Consider the following 19,648-nt stretch of genomic DNA (forward strand, 5'->3'; position numbering starts at 1 on the left):
CGTTACGACATCTTTGTGTTATCTTTAATTACGGCCCTGATGATTGTCAGGGCATCTCTGTGATTAAGGAGGAGCTTATGTCGTTAACCCTACGCGAAGCCAGTAAGGACACATTACAGGCAGAAAATAAAACCTGGCACTACTACAGCCTGCCGCTGGCTGCCAGAACGCTTGGGGACATTTCGCGGTTACCCAAGTCATTGAAAGTTTTACTGGAAAACCTCTTGCGCTGGCAGGACGGTGACTCTGTCACACTCGATGATATCCAGGCGCTGGCAGGGTGGCTTGAGAAGGCCCATGCCGACAGAGAAATCGCCTACCGCCCGGCAAGGGTGCTGATGCAGGACTTTACCGGTGTTCCGGCCGTGGTTGATTTGGCCGCGATGCGTGAAGCCGTTAAGCGTCTCGGCGGGGATACGGCAAAAGTTAACCCGCTTTCCCCGGTTGACCTCGTCATTGACCACTCTGTCACCGTTGACCACTTCGGTGATGATGACGCCTTTGGCGAAAACGTGCGTCTGGAGATGGAGCGTAACCACGAGCGCTATGTATTTCTGAAGTGGGGACAGCAGGCGTTCAGTCGGTTTAGCGTGGTCCCGCCAGGCACCGGCATTTGCCACCAGGTGAACCTTGAATATCTGGGTAAAGCCGTCTGGAGCGAATTGCAGGATAAAGAGTGGGTCGCTTATCCGGACACCCTGGTGGGCACGGATTCGCATACCACCATGATCAACGGTCTGGGCGTGCTGGGCTGGGGCGTCGGCGGTATTGAAGCGGAAGCCGCCATGCTCGGCCAGCCGGTATCCATGCTTATCCCGGATGTGGTGGGCTTCAAGCTGACCGGAAAGCTTTCTGAAGGCATTACCGCCACCGATCTGGTGCTGACCGTCACCCAGATGCTGCGTAAGCATGGCGTAGTGGGCAAGTTTGTTGAATTCTACGGTGACGGTCTGGATTCGCTCCCGCTGGCCGACCGCGCCACCATTGCCAATATGGCGCCGGAATACGGTGCAACCTGCGGCTTTTTCCCCATTGACGACGTCACGCTGGAGTACATGCGCCTTAGCGGCCGCAGCGAAGAGCAGGTCGCGCTGGTGGAAGCGTACACCAAAGCGCAGGGCATGTGGCGCAATCCGGGCGATGAGCCTGTTTTCACCAGCACGCTTGAACTCGATATGGGAAGCGTCGAAGCGAGCCTCGCGGGGCCGAAACGTCCGCAGGATCGGGTTGCGTTGTCTGACGTGCCGAAAGCGTTTGCCGCCAGCAATGCCCTGGAAGTGAACGTGGCGCAGAAAGACCATCGTCCCGTCGACTATGTTCTGAACGGGCATCAGTATCAGCTTCCTGATGGCGCGGTTGTTATTGCCGCCATTACCTCCTGCACCAACACGTCCAACCCCAGCGTATTGATGGCAGCCGGTCTGCTGGCTAAAAAGGCGGTCGAACTTGGGTTAAAACCTCAGCCGTGGGTTAAGGCCTCGCTGGCGCCGGGATCTAAAGTGGTGTCGGACTACCTGGCTCAGGCCAAACTGACGCCGTACCTGGACGAGCTAGGCTTTAACCTCGTGGGCTACGGCTGTACGACCTGTATTGGTAACTCCGGGCCACTGCCTGAACCCATCGAAACGGCGATCAAGCAGGGTGACCTGACGGTCGGTGCCGTTCTTTCCGGTAACCGAAACTTCGAAGGGCGCATTCACCCGCTGGTAAAAACCAACTGGCTTGCTTCGCCGCCGCTGGTGGTGGCATACGCTCTCGCAGGGAACATGAATATCAACCTGGTGACCGATCCGATTGGTCACGATCGCAAGAATGACCCTGTCTATCTGAAAGATATCTGGCCATCCTCGCGAGAAATCGCGCTGGCCGTTGAGAAGGTCTCTACCGAGATGTTCCGCAAAGAGTACGCGGAAGTCTTTGAAGGCACGCCGGAATGGAAAGCCATCAATGTTGCAGGTTCGGATACCTATGGCTGGCGGGATGACTCGACCTATATTCGTCTGTCGCCGTTCTTTGATGAGATGCAGGCCGAGCCCGCGCCGCTTAAGGATATCCATGGCGCGCGTATCCTGGCTATGCTGGGGGATTCCGTCACGACGGATCATATCTCTCCGGCGGGGAGCATCAAAGCCGATAGCCCGGCAGGCCGTTACCTGCAAAGCCGGGGTGTCGAACGCCGCGATTTTAACTCTTACGGCTCGCGCCGCGGTAACCATGAAGTCATGATGCGCGGGACCTTTGCCAACATCCGCATTCGTAACGAAATGGTGCCGGGTGTGGAAGGGGGCATGACGCGTCATCTGCCTGGAACGGAAGTTGTTTCGATCTATGATGCGGCCGTTAAATACCAACAGGAAGGGACGCCGCTGGCGGTGATTGCCGGGAAAGAGTACGGTTCCGGCTCCAGCCGCGACTGGGCGGCGAAAGGTCCGCGCCTGCTTGGCGTTCGGGTGGTCATCGCCGAATCGTTCGAACGTATTCACCGTTCGAATCTGATTGGCATGGGGATCCTGCCGCTGGAGTTCCCGCAGGGCGTGACGCGTAAAACGCTGGGCCTGACCGGGGAAGAGCAGATTGACATTAGCGGCCTGCAAAACCTGCAGCCGGGTAAAACGGTGCCGGTAACGTTAACGCGGGCAGACGGGAAAACCGAGGTGCTGGATTGCCGGTGCCGTATTGATACGGCAACCGAGCTGACCTACTACCAGAACGACGGCATTTTACATTACGTGATTCGTAAGATGCTGGATTGATGAAACGAGCCCGGCACGCGTGCCGGGCTCAGACTGCTGACAAAGTGCTTGATGTACGTTTAGCCCGGCGGCGCTACGCTTGCACGGGCCTACAAATTACAGTAGGCCGGGTAAGCGCAGCGTCACCCGGCAAAAAACGGCTAAGCTGTTGATAACAGGGCTTGTCATCAATTTCAGTTAGCATCACTCTTTCAGCAGATGGCCCATTTTGGCGGCTTTGGTATCAAGGTAGTGGGCATTTTTCGGGTTACGGCCGACAATCAGCGGTACGCGTTCAACGATGTTGATCCCGGCTTCGGTCAGGATCTCCACTTTTTTCGGGTTATTGGTCAACAGACGTACTTCGTCCACGCCCAGCAGCTTGAACATATCGGCGCACAGGGTGAAATCACGTTCGTCAGCGGCAAAACCGAGCTGATGGTTCGCTTCAACCGTATCGTAGCCCTGGTCCTGAAGCGCGTAGGCGCGAATTTTATTCAGCAAACCAATATTACGCCCTTCCTGACGGTGATAAAGCAGCACGCCGCGGCCTTCTTCAGCAATATGAGAAAGGGCTGCTTCCAGTTGGAAACCGCAATCACAGCGCAGGCTGAACAACGCATCGCCGGTGAGACACTCTGAATGGACGCGGGACAGCACCGGTGTCTGCCCTGAAATGTCGCCATACACCAGTGCGACATGATCCTGTCCGGTTGCCAGTTCTTCAAAACCCACCATCAGGAAATCGCCCCATGGGGTTGGCAGTTTGGCTTCTGCCACACGTTTAAGCTGCATGTGATTCTCCAGAGTAGGCTGACACGTTTCGTGCCTGTGCCCTGTTTTGCTTTCTGTATCAGCTTATTTTGCCACAAGCTCAGCATGTTCGCCTAATGGGCACCATGCTATATGAACGTTAAACGCACGATCCGACATCTCCACCAGGTGAATAAATTTCAGTTATGATTGTGACGCTTAGCGAAAAAGGAGAAGACATGCATTCAATCGCCAGACGTACGGCAGCAGGTGCGGCCATTTTACTGATTATGCCTTTGGCCGTATGGCTTTCCGGGTGGATGTGGCAGCCCGGGCAGAACGCCACGTGGTTGAAAACGTTATACTGGATTACGGAAACGGTCACCCAGCCCTGGGGAATTATTACCCACGTTCTCCTGTGCGCCTGGTTTCTGTGGTGCCTGCGCTTTCGTCTGCGCGCGGCGCTGATGCTCTTTGCTATCCTCGGTGGGGCTATCCTTATCGGTCAGGGCGTAAAATCCTGGGTGAAAGATCGCGTTCAGGAGCCGCGTCCTTTTGTCGTCTGGCTGGAAAAAACGCACCATGTTCCGGTGGATGAGTTCTACACTTTAAAGCGTAAAGATCGCGGCGCGCTGGTCAAAGAACAGCTTGCGGAACAGCAGGATATCCCGAAATTCTTGCGAAAACACTGGCAGAAAGAGACCGGGTTCGCGTTTCCTTCTGGCCATACCATGTTTGCCGCCAGCTGGGCGCTGCTGGGGGTTGGGCTGCTTTGGCCAAGACGGCGTACGGTCACTATCGTGATTCTACTGGTCTGGGCGACGGCGGTCATGGGCAGCCGCTTACTGCTGGGGATGCACTGGCCACGGGATCTGGTCGTTGCCACGCTCATCTCGTGGCTGCTGGTGATGCTGGCGACCTGGCTGGCTGAACGATTCTGCGGCCCGCTAACGCCACCGCCGGAAGAGAAAGAAGAAATAGCCGAAAGGGACCAAACGGACGCCTGACGGTTGATATTCCGCATTTGGCCCATAGATCCATGACGTGCGCGTCACTTTTTCCGTTTCGCGCCCGTCACTAAAATGGTAGTTTATAAGGCTGATTGCGTTAAGTTGAACACACTTTATTCGCTTGAACCACATAACGGGAAGTAATGTGAAATATTTACTCATTTTCTTACTGGTATTGGCGATTTTTGTCATTTCAGTCACATTGGGTGCACAAAACGATCAGCAGGTGACGTTTAACTATCTGCTGGCTCAGGGTGAATACCGTGTGTCGAGCCTGCTCGCTGTCTTATTTGCTGCAGGCTTTGCCATTGGCTGGCTGGTTTGCGGTTTGTTCTGGTTAAAAGTCCGTGTTTCGCTTGCGCGCGCAGAACGTAAAATCAAACGACTCGAACATCACATTGCGCCTGCGTCCGACATGCCGGAAAGCTCTGGCGTGCCGGTCGTGAAGGAATAATCGACGATGCTGGAGTTGTTGTTTCTGCTTTTGCCTGTCGCCGCAGCCTATGGCTGGTATATGGGCCGCAGAAGTGCGCAACAAACAAAACAGGATGAGGCCAACCGACTCTCCCGCGACTACGTTGCGGGGGTAAACTTCCTCCTGAGCAATCAGCAGGACAAAGCGGTGGACCTGTTCCTCGACATGCTGAAAGAGGATACGGGGACCGTTGAAGCGCATCTTACCCTGGGTAACCTGTTCCGCTCGCGCGGCGAGGTTGACCGCGCCATTCGTATTCACCAGACCCTGATGGAAAGCGCCTCGCTGACCTACGATCAACGACTCCTGGCCGTACAACAGCTGGGACGAGATTACATGGCCGCGGGGTTGTACGATCGCGCTGAAGATATGTTCGCTCAGCTGGTGGATGAAACAGATTTCCGCATCGGCGCGTTGCAGCAGCTCCTGCAGATTTATCAGGCCACCAGCGACTGGCAAAAAGCCATTGATACGGCCGAACGTCTGGTGAAGCTGGGTAAAGATAAGCAGCGCGTTGAGATAGCCCATTTCTACTGTGAACTTGCCCTTCAGCAGATGGGCAACGACGACATGGATAAAGCCATGACGTTGCTGAAGAAAGGTGCCGCCGCGGACCGCAACAGCGCCCGTATCTCTATCATGATGGGGCGCGTCTTTATGGCGAATGGCGACTACGCCAAAGCCGTTGAAAGCCTGCTGCGGGTTATCGATCAGGACAAAGAGCTGGTCAGTGAAACGCTGGAGATGCTGCAAACCTGCTATCAACAGCTGGACAAGCAGGAAGAATGGGTGGCGTTCCTGCGTCGCTGCGTGGAAGAGAATACCGGCGCAACCGCGGAACTGATGCTCGCTGACGTTGTTGAGCAGTATGAGGGTGGCGACACCGCGCAGGTCTATATCACCCGACAGCTTCAGCGTCATCCGACGATGCGGGTCTTCCATAAGCTGATGGATTACCACCTGAACGACGCGGAAGAAGGGCGCGCCAAAGAGAGCCTGATGGTGCTGCGCGACATGGTTGGCGAACAGGTGCGCAGCAAGCCGCGCTACCGTTGCCAGAAGTGTGGTTTTACCGCCTATACCCTCTATTGGCATTGTCCTTCATGCCGGGCCTGGTCAACCATCAAGCCAATCCGCGGCCTTGACGGGCAGTGATTTTTTAAAAGCCTTCATTTTAGTTACAACATACTGATAGCTTTTAGCACTTACTCAACACCGTGCGGTTTGCCAGCCTGGCAGGGACATAAATGGCTTCTGTCAATTTGCGGCGGCGGCAGGTAGAATGCTGGCCGTTTATCTGTTCCGCGCCGCTGCGCGCCCATAGACGAAAAGGGCTGGTCATGACGTCTGTTACATCCTCCACTTCCCGCGTAATTACGGATTCTCCTGTTGTTGTTGCGCTTGATTACAATAAGCGTGACGCTGCACTGGCGTTTGTCGACGGTATCGACCCTCGCGACTGCCGTCTGAAAGTTGGCAAAGAGATGTTCACGCTGTTTGGACCGCAAATCGTTCGCGATCTGCAACAGCGCGGCTTTGACGTTTTCCTCGACCTCAAATTCCATGATATTCCGAATACCACGGCCCACGCCGTTGCTGCAGCCGCAGAGTTGGGCGTATGGATGGTCAACGTCCATGCGTCGGGTGGGGCAAGAATGATGACCGCCGCCCGTGAGGCGCTCCTGCCGTTCGGTAAGGACGCGCCGTTGCTGATCGCCGTCACCGTGCTGACCAGTATGGACGAAAGTGATTTACGCGACCTTGGCGTGACGTTGTCACCTGCGGAGCATGCTGAACGTCTCGCCCGTTTGACGCAGCAGTGCGGCCTGGATGGTGTTGTCTGCTCCGCGCAGGAAGCGGTACGTTTCAAATCAGCACTGGGCCAGGATTTTAAACTCGTCACGCCAGGGATTCGCCCTGAGGGCAGCGACGTGGGCGATCAGCGCCGCATTATGACGCCTGAGCAGGCGCTGGCGGCAGGCGTTGACTATATGGTTATCGGGCGTCCGGTGACGCAGTCTGTAAACCCGGCTAAGACGCTTAAGGCTATCAATGCATCGCTGAACAAGGGGGCGTAATGACCGATTCCAACAGCCGCCTGGTCTACTCAACCGATTCCGGGCGGATAGACGAACCGAAAGCTAAAGTGGAGCGTCCAAAGGGAGATGGTATCGTTCGGATTCAGCGTCAAACCAGCGGACGTAAGGGGAAAGGGGTCTGCCTTATCTCCGGCATTGATCTGGATGATGCAGAACTGACTAAGCTGGCTGCCGAGCTGAAAAAGAAATGTGGCTGCGGCGGTGCCGTAAAGGACGGGGTTATTGAAATCCAGGGTGATAAACGTGATTTAATAAAATCACTGCTGGAAGCCAAAGGCATGAAAGTTAAACTGGCAGGCGGCTAAAATAAATGAGCCACGGCAAATGCCGTGGCTCGTGTTATATACGTGCGTATGTTAGACCAGAAATGCGTTTAAATATCGCAATATCGAGGAAGGCTTAGATAATAATTATTTGCCAACCTGGTGACCGATAATACCACCGACAGCAGCGCCACCTAATGTACCCAGCGTACTACCATCCGTTAATACTGCACCACCGAGAGCACCGGCACCGGCACCAATCGCGGTGTTACGGTCACGTTTAGACCAGTTAGAGCATGCGCTCAGGGACATTGCTACAGTGATTGCCAGAACAGCGGCGGCTAATTTTTTGCTGGTTAAGGTCATAATACTTTCTCCTGAATTATCGATTCACGGAAAGATGTACACGTTAAGTATAGACGAATCGAATACTTAATTCTTTTCCCCGTGAAAGCTGGTCGCGCAGGCGTTACTTCATCACGCAGGTGATAGTCACTTCCTGTTATATCGCTAACAGTAATTTTACGACTTTAGGGCAGGTTATACAGGTAAAAACTCTTAAAGCAGGGTTAAGAATCATCTCAGAGAAAGAACATGCGCGCCCGAAATTCGGGCGCGGAGGGAAATCAGGCGCTGGTTTCAATAATATTGACGATCAGACCGCTCTCTTCGAGTTTATTGCGATGCGCTTCGCTCAAACGGTCATCGGTAATCACGCGGCTAAAGCGTGAAGCGGGACCCATTGTGTAAGGATGAACGGCACCAAATTTAGAGCTGTCGGTGAGCACAATGGCTTCGCACTCTTTTTCCAGTACGGCATTGACCACGTCAGAGCGCATCATATCCCGGCCGGTAAAACCTGTCTCCGGCTGCCAGCCGTCAATCCCGATAAAGGCCTTACTGAAATGAACCTGCTGGACGTACTGACGGGTCAGCGGGCCAACCATGCTTTCGCTTTTTTTCTGATAAATACCGCCCAGCAGAATCACCTCGCAGCGCGTCTCTTTAAGCAGATGCGCGATATAGCTACTGACGGTGATGATGGTAACGTCTTTTTGATCGGCAAGTGTTCGCGCCAGAAGGGCATTACTGCTGCCGTTTTCAATAAAGACGGTCTCACCGTTGTTCACCAGGGAGGCAGCAAATTCCGCCAGTTCACGTTTGAGCGCGTAGTTGTTCATCATGCGCGTCTCAACGTCATCACTGTCCAGCGGGACCGCATAGCCGTGCGCGCGACGCAGGTAGCTCTGTTTTTCCAGCAGATTAAGATCCTGACGGATGGTGACTTCAGAAACGCCAGTGGTTTTCGCGAGATCGACTACGCTTACGCGTCCCTGATCGATGACCATCTGCAAAATGAGTTGTTGTCGGGAATTCATAGCATCCATTTAATAAAGCGAAACGAGGTCGGAAACGGTGGGCGTTAAACTTCCCACGGCGCTTTTGGCTGTCTGTTTTCGGGCGCAGCGTCAGCACCATGCTGAGCAAGAAGTTCAGACTTCAGGATCTCAAGATTACGGATAGCAGAGTGATAATCGCCCGCCACCAGGATATCCAGCACGGTATCAATTCGTTGTGCTACAGCTTGTGCGTCAATCGTAGACATAATCTCACCCCAGGCGCGAAAAGTTAATATTTTCAATGATGCAGAAATTGGGTTCAAAAGAGAAGGGAAAAAATGCAATAACTAAATTACATAAACGGAAGTGATAAAATTATTCCCCCTCATACAGCGGGCTTATTGAGTGCATTAGTCTAAAACTGCGCGCAACGCGCTTTTTTATAGGAGGAAGTAGACTATGACAGTTATCAATCAGCCTACCTGTACACTGTTTACCGATACTGAACGGTTCACCCAGCTGTCAGGGTATTACGAGGCGGAGCGACATACCGTCTGGATGATGTTACGGGCTCAGCCACGGCCTTGCTTCAACCATGCGTTGATAGAGGAGATCATGAATTTTTCATGGCTCGTCCGCCAGTCTGGTTTTGCGGTTGATTTTTGGGTGACCGGATCGCTGGTTCCCGAAATGTATAACGCGGGAGGTGACCTGCAGTTCTTCGTTGAGTGCATTCAACACGGTCGACGTGAAGCATTACGGGCCTATGCGCGCGCCTGCGTTGATTGCGTGCATGCGGCCTCACGGGGATTTGATACGGGGGCCATCTCACTGGCCATGGTCGAAGGCAGCGCGTTAGGAGGTGGGTTTGAGGCCGCTCTTGCGCACCATTTCGTTCTGGCTCAGCGCGATGCCCGTTTAGGTTTCCCCGAAATTGCCTTTAACCTGTTTCCGGGCATGGGGGGATATTCCCTGGTTGCACGCCGTTCAGGCATGAAGCTGGCAGAGGAGCTCATCTACAAAGGGGAATCCCATACGGCGGAATGGTACGAACAGCACGGCCTGGTGGATCTCCTGTTTGAACCCGGACAAAGCTATGTCTCCACCCGAACCTTCATCGACACGCTACGGCCAAAACTGAATGGCGTGAGGGCGATGCTGCGCGCCCGGACGCGCGTTCTGCAATTGCCGCGCAGTGAACTGATGGACATCACGGAGGACTGGGTAGACGCGGCTTTCTGCCTTGAACCGAAAGATATCGCCTATATGGAGCGTCTGGTGATGCTGCAAAACCGCCATCACGCGGCGGGCTTGCGTAAAGCCAGTTAATGCTGCTTTCGCGCCTGATATCGTTTTAGCCATCGCTCGAATGCGGCAGCGGGCATCGGCTTAGCAAACAGAAAACCCTGCCGTTCGTTGACGCCGTTCTTGGTCAGAAAGGCGTCTTCTTTTGCATTTTCGACCCCTTCGGCAATCACCTGCAGGTTTAACGCCTGCGCCACCGCGACGATGGCGCGCACCAGTGACTGGGAGATGGACTGCTTATGAATATCCCTGACAAACGATTGATCGAGTTTTATGGCGTCAATAGGGAAGCGGGCCAGCTGCGAAAGGGAGGAGTAGCCGGTACCAAAATCGTCGAGATGAATTTGCGCCCCCAGCCTGCTGAACTGCTGGATCACGGAGAGCGCCAGCTCTTCGTTCTCGATAAGACAGCTTTCGGTTAATTCGACGTCCACCGGGCAGTATTCAAAGTTAAGATCCTTCAGCGCCTGCTTTAAGTCACTAAAGATAGTCTGGTCGGCCAGCTGACGCGCAGAGACGTTCACGGCCACGCGCAGGTTTATTCCCTTATCGCGCCATTTTGCCACCTGGCGAACCACATCGAGCATCACCCAGCGGCCCAGCGGCACGATCAACCCCGACTCCTCGGCATAAGAGATAAACTCCAGCGGTGGGATCAAACCGCGTTCGGGTGATTGCCAGCGGACCAGCGCTTCCAGGCTTCTGACCTCGCCGCGCCAGGTGATTTTTGGCTGGTAGTGGATCAGGAGCTGATCGTTATCCAGCGCTTTACGCAGGTTGGTATCCAGCCAGAGATACTCAAACACGCGTTGGTTCATCTCGGGCGAGAAGACGCAGAACTTGCCCCGGCCGTTCTCTTTGGCGGTGTACATGGCGGTATCGGCGTTACGAATGACGCTTTCCCGGTCGTTGCCATGCTGAGGGGCGAGGGCGATGCCCAGGGAACAGCCGGTGTAAATTTCAATCAGACCGATTCGGAACGGCTGGCGCAGGCGGGTTAAAATGCGCGACGCCATCGCTTCCAGAGAGCCCTGAGAGGTATTGGTGGCCATGACGATAAACTCATCACCGCCAAGTCGTGCCAGCACTTGTTCCTCATCCAGACAGCTCAAAATGGCGAGCGCGACAGCCTGTAACAGCTGATCGCCAAACATATGCCCGTAAGCGTCGTTGACCTTTTTAAAGTTGTCCAGATCGAGATACACCACGCCAACCTGCGTGTCGCCGCGGTGAGTGATGGCGTCAGAAATCAGGTCATGGATTGCATTGCGGTTTGGCAAGCCAGTGATGGTATCGGTATTGGCCAGCACGCGCAGCCGTTCCTGAGCGCGGCGTTCCTCGGTAATATCGGTACCGGAACAGATAAGGAAAATTTCATTTTTACCGCTGCCGCTGTGAACGAATTTGTTTCTGAACAGAAACAGTCGTTGCCCTTTACGCGTTTTGATCCAGCGCTCGACTTCATAGGAACTGCCGTTGCGGAAGAAACCGGAAATATTGCGCTTTGAGGCTGCCGCTTCGCTGCGGCTCATAAACAGCTTAAACACGTTCTGGCCAATCACTTCCTGCTCTTTCAGGCCGGTATACTCTTCGCTCAGTCGGTTAAAGCGCTGAATATTGCCGTTCTGATCGAGGATAACAATCACGGAGTTAGCCTCTGAAACGACCTGTTCCGCGAAAGAGAGCCCCTGAGCCAGGTCGCGCGCCACGGAGGGGGTATCATGCCAGGCGGAAGCGGTACCGGCCCACTCGTTACGGGTAATTTTCCGCCCAACAAGGTGAACCGGGAGGTCTTCCCCGAATAACGAGAGCGTCATGGAAATGCTGGAGGTAATCACGGTTAAGTGACGGATAAGATCGGCCTGATCGTCGTCCAGCGCAATCACCTGAGTGACATCGGCATTTTCACTGGCGGCAAGGTGCAGAGCATTGCTGTCAGCTGACAAACGCCACCATGGGCTGTGAGTCCCCATGTAGCGAAACAGCAAATTCTGCTCCAGATCGTCCATCATGTTTTCTCCCGCAGCTGTTCATTAGCGCACAAATTATTCATTTGCAGTCGACTTTTCCGTTGAGAAACAGCGGTAAAACCGAAGTGAACTTATTGTTTTTCCCTGATTTCTGATAATAAAACGAGTCAGGTTAAAAAGGATACTGAACGTATAAAAATTCACGTAACCGAATATAACAACACTCTTTTACTGTAGATAATTATGGCGAATTTGGGCGAAGGGAGACTGAAAATAGTAAGAAAAAATAATGCTTTTGTGGCGGGGGTAAAAAGAAAAATTGTCGGCCCTTCCGGAAAGGAAATGACCGACAATTGAACAGGTTATCAGGCGACAGGACGCGCGATAATACTGCGGGTTTCCATACGGACTTCAGCAATGGTGACGTCAATCACGTCGGTGACTTTGTAAACTGTTTCACCTTTAATTTGCACCGTACCGTTTTCCTGACTACAGACCATTTCATCGCGCACAGCATGCAGGAATGGCGCAGGAATAAATGCGACAGCACCGTTATCGACCAGACGGACGCGCATCCCTCCGCGGCTGATATCGATGATTTCTGCGGCGAAACGGGTATCCGTACCGGCTTTATCCTGCAGGAAGCGTGCGTACAGCCAGTCGCCAACGTCACGTTCCGCCATGCGGTTCAGACGACGGCGATCGGCCATCTGCAGCGTGGTGTCCTCCTGAGGACGGGCAACGGTTTCGCCTTTGATAATCGCTTTCAGCAAACGGTGGTTAACCATATCGCCATACTTACGGATCGGTGATGTCCAGGTCGCGTAGGCTTCGAGGCCGAGACCAAAGTGCGGGCCAGGCTCGGTGCTGATTTCTGCGAAGGACTGGAAGCGACGAATGCGGCTGTCCAGGAAGCCAGATGGCTGCGCGTCCAGTTCGCGGCGAAGCTTGCAGAAGCCCGGCAGCGTGAGCACTTCTTCCGGATCGACGTGCACGTCGTGATTCTTCAGCAGGGCTGCCAGCGCTTCGGTATTCGCTGGATCAAAGCCGGTATGGACGTTGTAAATACCAAAGCCCAGCTTGTCGCGCAGCACGCGTGCGGCACAGATGTTGGCGGAGATCATCGCCTCTTCAACGATGCGGTTCGCAATGCGTCGCGGTTCGGCCACGATATCCAGCACTTCGCCTTTCTCACCCAGAACAAAGCGATAATCCGGGCGATCTTTGAACACCAGCGCATGGGTTTGACGCCACTCGCCGCGGTTCAGACAGATGCGATGCAGCAGACGGATCTGCGCGGCAATGGCGTCTGATTCAGGTTTCCAGCTACCGGTATTTTCCAGCCAGTCGGAGACGTTATCGTAGGCCAGCTTGGCTTTCGACTCGATGGTGGCGGCAAAGAACTCGATATCGTCTTCAATCGCGCCATCCGCAGCAATGGTCATGCGGCAGGCAAGGACCGGACGCACTTCATTCGGACGCAGCGAGCAGAGATCGTCTGACAGTTCACGCGGCAGCATTGGGATGTTGAAGCCCGGCAGGTAGTTCGTGAACGCACGGATTTTCGCCGTTTCGTCAAGCTTGCTGCCTTCAACAATCCAGGCGGTGGGATCGGCAATGGCAACGGTCAGGTGCAGTTTACCGTCGGCACTCTCTTCAGCGTACAGCGCATCGTCCATATCTTCGGTGCTGGCGCTGTCGATGGTGACAAACTCCAGCGCGGTAAGATCGCGACGCGTCAGACCTTCGTCCTGCATCTCGGTTGCCACGCCGTTCGGCGCTTCTTTTTCAAGATTGTGGCGTGCCAGCGTGACCCACCATGGCACGAAATGATCGGCGCCAAAGGTAATGAACTGGGTCAGTTCCGCATAAAAACCGCGATCGCCTTTCAGAGGATGACGGCGCATTTCTGCTACGGCCCAGTCACCTTCTTTAAAATCATGCTCAACACCACGGGCGGCGCGGCAGGGAATGGCATCTTTCAGCAGAGGATGATCCGGCACGATAGAAAGGCGATCGTCTTTTCGCTGCACCTTACCCACAAAACGGGTCAGGAACGGTTCGATCAGTTCTTCCGGTTCGGCGGACTCGCGATCCTTCTCGGTATGAATGACGGCCATGACGCGATCGCCATGCATCACTTTCTTCATCTGCGGTGGCGGAATGAAGTAGCTTTTCTGCGCGTCAACTTCAAGGAAGCCAAAGCCCTTTTCCGTGGCTTTTACGACCCCTTCTGCACGCGGCGTCTGGGAATGCAGTTGCTGTTTAAGCTGCGCTAGCAGCGGGTTGTCCTGAAACATAATGTTCTATTTTCGTAGCCATTGAGCGGCTGACAGTTTTACGCGATTCTCACTGTCTCAGCAAGCGGTCTTTGGGTAATGAGTGTGGTTATTCCTCTTTACCAAACGCCACTTTCAGACGATTGAGCCAGCCATCAAACGCACTTTGGGTAAGCAGCGTGATGGCATATTCGCCCTGGAGTCCTTGATCCGTGAGCGGGGTAAACTGCGCGGCGCTGAAGCGGTCCGGAGAGCGGGTCAGCAGTTCGACCGCTGCCGAAAGTGCGGGGGAGGTCTGCGGGATCTCCGCGCGGCTGTTTAACAGGATTTCTCCGGTCAGGTCGAGCAGCGTCGGCTCATGACAAAGCACCGGCGTCAACGCCTCGAGCGCGGGTTCTGCCTGCCAGCGGGACAGGGACTCCAGCTGATGCGCATTCGCGTAGCGCAGCTCGACGACGGGTAAAAGCGGCATCCACGCATCGTGGCTCGCGGGAAGCGTGTGCGGCTGAATATGGTGCCCCGGCAACCAGCGAACAGGATGTCCCAACAGGGCCTGAAAAATCGCGACCACGCGCGCCTGAAAACCGATAAAGCCGATAATCTGGTTAATCACCACGATGTCGTACGTGGACAGGCCCACCTCATCAAGCTGGTTCCGGGCTTTATCATCAATGACATCAGGTGAGCTGGCGAGCTGGCGGGCATACTGGGTGATTTGCGCCAGGCGGCGGTTGCTTTCGCGCGAGGAGTCCGGGCCGGGAAGCGGGGCGAGGAGGGCGGCGTAGTGGTTACAGAGCCGCTGAACGCCGCAGGCCTGTGCGACCGTTAACGCGGTACTGAGCCGATCGTAAGCGCTGAGCGTATGCAGTCGGTTCACGGGAATTGAGAGTGGAAACAGCTTGTGGCATAAGGCTCTGGCAGGAGTAAGCCAGCCAGAACAGGCGGCGACAATCTCATCAGGCAGGGCTAAATCGAGCAAAAAACGATCGTCGACGTTAGCGGCTTCGGGCACCAGGGGCAGAACATCCGTCTGCGCGTGGTTTGACTGGGTTTCATGATACCAGTGGCCTTTGCCGGAAAAACGGCGTTGTTCCATGTGCGTTCCTTGATCTCAAAATGGCGATCAATATCCTGGCGTAAGGCAGATAAAGGGAAAAATATTGTTAGGTGATAACAAATAGCAGAACGGAATAACGAAGGGGTGACGCGGGGGAAAATACTCTCTTCCCGGGCGGGAAGAGAGTCACAGCTTATTTAATTTCCAGCTCGTTCATTGCAGCGATGTTGAAGCCGCCGTCAACGTGAACCACTTCGCCGGAGATACCTGCGGAAAGGTCAGAGCACAGGAATGCTGCAGAGTTACCCACATCTTCAATGGTAACAGTACGACGAATCGGGGTAACCGCTTCGCAGTGTGCCAGCATTTTACGGAAATCTTTAATACCGGAAGCGGCCAGGGTGCGGATAGGACCCGCAGAGATGGCGTTAACACGCACGCCTTCAGGACCCATTGCGTTCGCCATGTAGCGTACGTTGGCTTCCAGAGACGCTTTAGCCAGACCCATAACGTTGTAGTTAGGGATAGCACGTTCAGCGCCCAGGTAGGACAGGGTCAGCAGGGCTGCGCCCGGGTTCAGCATCGCGCGGCAGGATTTCGCCATCGCAACGAAGCTGTAGGAGCTGATGTCGTGCGCGATTTTGAAGCCATCACGGGTTACCGCGTTCACGTAGTCGCCGTCCAGCTGGTCGCCAGGAGCGAAGCCGATGGAGTGAACGAAACCGTCGAATTTCGGCCATGCTTTTGCCAGTTCAGCAAACATGCCGTCGATGCTTTCGTCTTGTGCAACGTCACATTCCAGAACAATGCTGGAACCCAGCTGCGCGGCAAACTCTTCAACACGGCCTTTCAGCTTGTCGTTCTGGTAGGTGAACGCCAGCTCAGCGCCTTCGCGATGCATTGCCTGTGCGATGCCGTATGCGATGGACAGTTTGCTGGCAACGCCAGTCACCAGAATGCGCTTACCGGAAAGAAAACCCATAGCTTTAATCCTTATATTCATTGCTTATTTTGCCTTGTAATTCATAGCGTTACAGGCAGTATTTCAAAATCATTCGAAATTAGCTCGAAATTATAGCCCACTCACAGCCCCTTGTGTCACGATATTTCTCGCACTTCTCCGAAGTCGCATGTCCCGAAGAATGCGTCGCTGACACGCGGGGGCGCGAAATTTCAGCATTCGTCCAGTATATCACCCGGCAACAGCTTCGCCTCATCCAACCAGCGAGGAGGCGCGATCCCGCAAGGGCGTTCACGCTTTCCTGATGTTGCCGATGAAGCGCGCAATAACGATAAAGAAAACCGGTACGAAGAAGATCGCGAGAAGCGTACCGCTAATCATGCCGCCAAACACGCCGGTACCGATGGCATGCTGCGTACTGTCGCTTGCACCACTGGCCAGCATCAGAGGAACAACCCCTAAGGTAAAGGCTAACGATGTCATCAGAATGGGGCGCAGGCGCTGACTGGCGGCATGAATGGTCGCCGCCAGCAGGGGTTGCCCTTCGCGATGCAGCTGCCTGGCAAACTCCACAATCAGAATGGCGTTCTTGGCCGACAGGCCGATAAGCGTAATCAGACCGACCTTAAAGAACACGTCATTGGTCATGCCGGCAACAAACACCGCTATCACCGCCCCGATAAGGCCCAGTGGAACAACCAGCATGACCGCAAAAGGAATAGACCAGCTCTCATACAGGGCGGCGAGCACCATAAACACGACCAGTATCGACAGGGCGATCAGGCCCGGAAGCTGCGATTCCGATTTTTTCTCCTGCAACGAACTCCCGGCCCATTCACCCGCCATGCCCTGAGGCAGGCTCCTGGACAAACCCTCCATGATCTTCATTGCGGTGCCGCTGGATACGCCTGACGCCGCACTTCCGGTAATCCGTATAGCAGAATAACCCTGGTAGCGCGTCAACTGCTGCGGCGCAACGTTCCAGGAGATCGTCGCAAACGTTGATACCGGCACCATCTCACCCATCCGGTTTTTCACTGATAGTTTCAGTATCTGTTCAGGCTGCATTCGGTAGGGGGCATCGGCCTGCATAATCACCTGTTGAACGCGGCCGTTATTCGTATAGTCGTTGACGTAATTTGAGCCCAGGGTGACGGAAAGCGTCTGGTTGATTTCATCGAATGAGACGCCCATCGCTTCCGCCTTTTCCCGGTCAACCAGGAGCGCAAGGCTGGTTCCTTCTGGCAGACCGTCTATATAGACATCACTGAGTTCAGGGCGTTGATTAGCCTGCAGAACCAGCGCGTCGGCGGCCCTCTTCAGAGCCTCATAGCCCGCTCCCGCTCTGTCCTGAACGTACCAGGTGAAGCCCGAGGAGGTGCCCATATCCGAAATGGCCGGCGGGAGCAGGCTCATTGTGACGGCATCAGTGACGTTCGTCATGCTGGCCTGTATGTGGTCGGCTTCATCCTGAGCCGTCGAGCCCTGCCGATTTTTCCAGTCCTTCAGCGTGGTGAAGGCCATGGCCGAATTCGGTCCTGAACCTGAAAAGCCAAACCCCAGGATCATAATGTTGCTTTCTATGTCCGGCCGGGCCGCAATTTCCGCTTCAAATTTTTTAACCACGTTGAGGGTGCGCTGCATCGTGGCGTCAGAAGGCAGCTGGATAGAGGACATAAAATAGCCCTGATCTTCGTCCGGCAGAAAAGACGACGGTAACGAAGACAATCCAACAAATAGCGCCGTACAAAGCGCAACGTACAGGAGCAGCATACGCCCGGTTCGCTTCAGAACGGCACCCAGCCCGGCTTCGTAACAGACGGTGAGCAAACGGAAGCGCGCGTTAAACCTGGCCGCGAACCTTCCACTTCCGCTCTTTCCTGCCTTGTGCGGCTTGAGTAACGTTGCGCACAGGGCAGGCGTCAGTGTCAGGGCTAGAAACGCGGACAGCAGTATGGAGACCGCCATAGAAATACAAAATTGTCGATAGATAATCCCGACCGAACCCTCAGCAAACCCCATGGGGATAAAGACGGCAGTGAGCACCAGCGTGATCCCGATAATCGCCGGGGTGATCTCCTGCATGGCCTGCCGGGTAGCGTCCCGTGGCGAGAGGCTTTTTTCCGCCATCAGTCGTTCGACGTTCTCCACAACCACAATGGCATCATCAACGATAATCCCTATCGCCAGCACCATGCCGAACATCGTCAGAATATTGATGGAGTATCCGCTCAATAACATCACCGTGAAGGTGCCAAGAAGTGCGACGGGAGCAACAATCGCCGGGATAAGCGTACAGCGTATCTTATGCAGAAACAGAAGCATCACCAGGAAGACCAGGACCATCGCTTCTACAAAGGTCTGAACCACCTTCATGATAGACAGTTTCACAAACGGCGCGGTATCGAAGGGAACCGTAAACGTCATTCCTTCCGGTAATACCTGGGAAAGCTCGTCGATGCGCGCGCGTACGCCTGAAGCCGTACTCATTGCGTTGGCACCCGGCGAGAGCTGGATTGCCGCAGCCGTTGCGGGCACGCCATTTTCGCGGATACCGAAAGCGTAACTTTGCAGGCCGGACTCAACGCGCGCGACGTCGGACAGTTTCAGCCTCGCGCCCGATGCATCTGATTTCAGGGTAATGTTTCTGAACGCCTCTACCGAAGTGAGTTGCCCCTTCACGGTGATGGGATATGTTACGCCTTGTCCCGCAGATGCTGGCTCATCTCCCGTTTTGCCGGGTGAAACCAGGGCATTTTGCTGGCCAACAGCAGTAAGCACATCGCTCACCGAAAGGCCGTAGCTGTGGAGCTTCATCGGATCCAGCCAGATACGCAGCGCTTTTTCGCCGCCAAACAGCTGAACTTTCCCTACGCCGGGCACGCGACGAAGCTCGTCACTGACGTTTCGGGCAAAATAGTCGCTTAAGTCGGCTTCCTCGAATTGACCGCTGGTGGACTTCAGCCCCACCATCATTAAAAATCCAGAATTAGCGGCCTCGACGTTAATGCCGTTTTGTCTTACCGCCTGAGGAAGACGAGGCTCGACGATCTTAATCTGATTCTGCAGATCCATCTGTGCAAGCTTGATGTCCGTGCCGGGTTTAAACGTGACGGTAATCGATGCCGAACCGGTTGTGTCGCTGGATGATTCGAAGTAGAGCAAATTATCTACGCCAGAGATTTCGCGTTCGATTAACGATATCACCGACGTATTCATGATATCGGGGCTGGCCCCCGGGTAACTGACGGAAATAATGATGCCTGGCGGAGCCACCGCCGGATACTGCGCAACTGGCAAACGAGGAATAGACAGGAGACCCGTCAGGACGATAAACAGCGCCACAACCCAGGCGAAAATGGGACGTTCGATAAAAAAATGAGGCATTGGGTTATTTTTGTGCA

Annotated in this window: 16 protein-coding genes; 7 read left to right on the plus strand and 9 right to left on the minus strand. The window is 54.6% G+C overall.

The features are described 5' to 3' along the window. Positions 1-77: 77 nt before the first annotated feature. Positions 78-2,753: an aconitate hydratase AcnA gene (gene acnA / locus ACMGGE_RS04230; RefSeq protein WP_420293390.1), complete on the plus strand. Its 2,676-nt coding sequence runs from the start codon at positions 78-80 to the stop codon at positions 2,751-2,753. 183 nt (positions 2,754-2,936) lie between these two features. Here the strand turns inward: acnA and ribA are convergent, their stop codons facing one another. Next, the gene (gene ribA / locus ACMGGE_RS04235; protein WP_008501210.1) at positions 2,937-3,527 is read right to left on the minus strand and encodes a GTP cyclohydrolase II; all 591 of its coding nucleotides are present in this window, start codon (positions 3,525-3,527) and stop codon (positions 2,937-2,939) included. Between the two features lie 197 nt (positions 3,528-3,724). On the opposite strand from ribA, the gene pgpB reads away from it, so the two are divergent. From pgpB to yciH, 5 genes are all read left to right on the plus strand, one after another. Then, positions 3,725-4,492, plus strand: a complete 768-nt coding sequence (pgpB, locus tag ACMGGE_RS04240; protein ID WP_048223612.1) for a phosphatidylglycerophosphatase B — start codon at positions 3,725-3,727, stop codon at positions 4,490-4,492. 148 nt (positions 4,493-4,640) lie between these two features. Next, complete coding sequence (locus ACMGGE_RS04245; RefSeq protein WP_008501212.1) at positions 4,641-4,949, plus strand: LapA family protein; 309 nt, start codon at positions 4,641-4,643, stop codon at positions 4,947-4,949. 6 nt (positions 4,950-4,955) lie between these two features. After that, positions 4,956-6,125, plus strand: a complete 1,170-nt coding sequence (lapB, locus tag ACMGGE_RS04250) for a lipopolysaccharide assembly protein LapB (protein ID WP_063621868.1) — start codon at positions 4,956-4,958, stop codon at positions 6,123-6,125. Positions 6,126-6,310: 185 nt separating this feature from the next. After that, complete coding sequence (pyrF, locus tag ACMGGE_RS04255; protein WP_420293391.1) at positions 6,311-7,048, plus strand: orotidine-5'-phosphate decarboxylase; 738 nt, start codon at positions 6,311-6,313, stop codon at positions 7,046-7,048. Continuing rightward, on the plus strand, positions 7,048-7,374 hold the full coding sequence (gene yciH / locus ACMGGE_RS04260; protein WP_045908885.1) for a stress response translation initiation inhibitor YciH: 327 nt from the start codon (positions 7,048-7,050) through the stop codon (positions 7,372-7,374). The genes pyrF and yciH overlap by 1 nt, the downstream gene beginning before the upstream one ends. 105 nt (positions 7,375-7,479) lie before the next feature. Here yciH and osmB read toward each other — a convergent pair whose 3' ends face one another. The 3 genes from osmB to ACMGGE_RS04275 all read right to left on the minus strand — a co-directional run bounded on the left by osmB (position 7,480) and on the right by ACMGGE_RS04275 (position 8,938). Continuing rightward, positions 7,480-7,698 carry an osmotically-inducible lipoprotein OsmB gene (gene osmB / locus ACMGGE_RS04265; RefSeq protein WP_008501216.1) on the minus strand — a complete coding sequence of 73 codons (219 nt, stop codon included), beginning with the start codon at positions 7,696-7,698 and terminating at the stop codon, positions 7,480-7,482. A gap of 260 nt (positions 7,699-7,958) precedes the next feature. Further along, the gene (locus ACMGGE_RS04270) at positions 7,959-8,711 is read right to left on the minus strand and encodes a DNA-binding transcriptional regulator YciT (RefSeq protein WP_045908884.1); all 753 of its coding nucleotides are present in this window, start codon (positions 8,709-8,711) and stop codon (positions 7,959-7,961) included. Between the two features lie 44 nt (positions 8,712-8,755). Then, on the minus strand, positions 8,756-8,938 hold the full coding sequence (locus ACMGGE_RS04275; protein WP_045908883.1) for a hypothetical protein: 183 nt from the start codon (positions 8,936-8,938) through the stop codon (positions 8,756-8,758). A 193-nt stretch (positions 8,939-9,131) separates the two neighbouring features. Here ACMGGE_RS04275 and ACMGGE_RS04280 point away from each other — a divergent pair, with 193 nt between their 5' ends. Beyond that, positions 9,132-10,001 carry a crotonase/enoyl-CoA hydratase family protein gene (locus ACMGGE_RS04280; protein ID WP_032674921.1) on the plus strand — a complete coding sequence of 290 codons (870 nt, stop codon included), beginning with the start codon at positions 9,132-9,134 and terminating at the stop codon, positions 9,999-10,001. Here the strand turns inward: ACMGGE_RS04280 and pdeR are convergent. The 5 genes from pdeR to ACMGGE_RS04305 all read right to left on the minus strand — a co-directional run bounded on the left by pdeR (position 9,998) and on the right by ACMGGE_RS04305 (position 19,631). Beyond that, positions 9,998-11,989, minus strand: a complete 1,992-nt coding sequence (gene pdeR / locus ACMGGE_RS04285; RefSeq protein WP_045908882.1) for a cyclic di-GMP phosphodiesterase — start codon at positions 11,987-11,989, stop codon at positions 9,998-10,000. The genes ACMGGE_RS04280 and pdeR overlap by 4 nt on opposite strands. Before the next feature lie 323 nt (positions 11,990-12,312). Beyond that, a complete protein-coding gene (locus ACMGGE_RS04290) occupies positions 12,313-14,247 on the minus strand; it encodes an exoribonuclease II (RefSeq protein ID WP_032647557.1) in 1,935 nt (644 codons plus the stop codon). Positions 14,248-14,335: 88 nt separating this feature from the next. Continuing rightward, on the minus strand, positions 14,336-15,322 hold the full coding sequence (locus ACMGGE_RS04295) for a CMD domain-containing protein (protein ID WP_420293392.1): 987 nt from the start codon (positions 15,320-15,322) through the stop codon (positions 14,336-14,338). Between the two features lie 154 nt (positions 15,323-15,476). Beyond that, positions 15,477-16,265 carry an enoyl-ACP reductase FabI gene (gene fabI, locus ACMGGE_RS04300; protein WP_003856831.1) on the minus strand — a complete coding sequence of 263 codons (789 nt, stop codon included), beginning with the start codon at positions 16,263-16,265 and terminating at the stop codon, positions 15,477-15,479. Positions 16,266-16,535: 270 nt separating this feature from the next. Then, positions 16,536-19,631, minus strand: a complete 3,096-nt coding sequence (locus tag ACMGGE_RS04305) for a multidrug efflux RND transporter permease subunit (RefSeq protein ID WP_395299350.1) — start codon at positions 19,629-19,631, stop codon at positions 16,536-16,538. Positions 19,632-19,648: the final 17 nt, after the last annotated feature.

The sequence above is a fragment of the Enterobacter sp. BNK-22 genome, from assembly GCF_048684805.1.
Classification (GTDB): Bacteria; Pseudomonadota; Gammaproteobacteria; order Enterobacterales; family Enterobacteriaceae; genus Enterobacter; species Enterobacter quasiroggenkampii.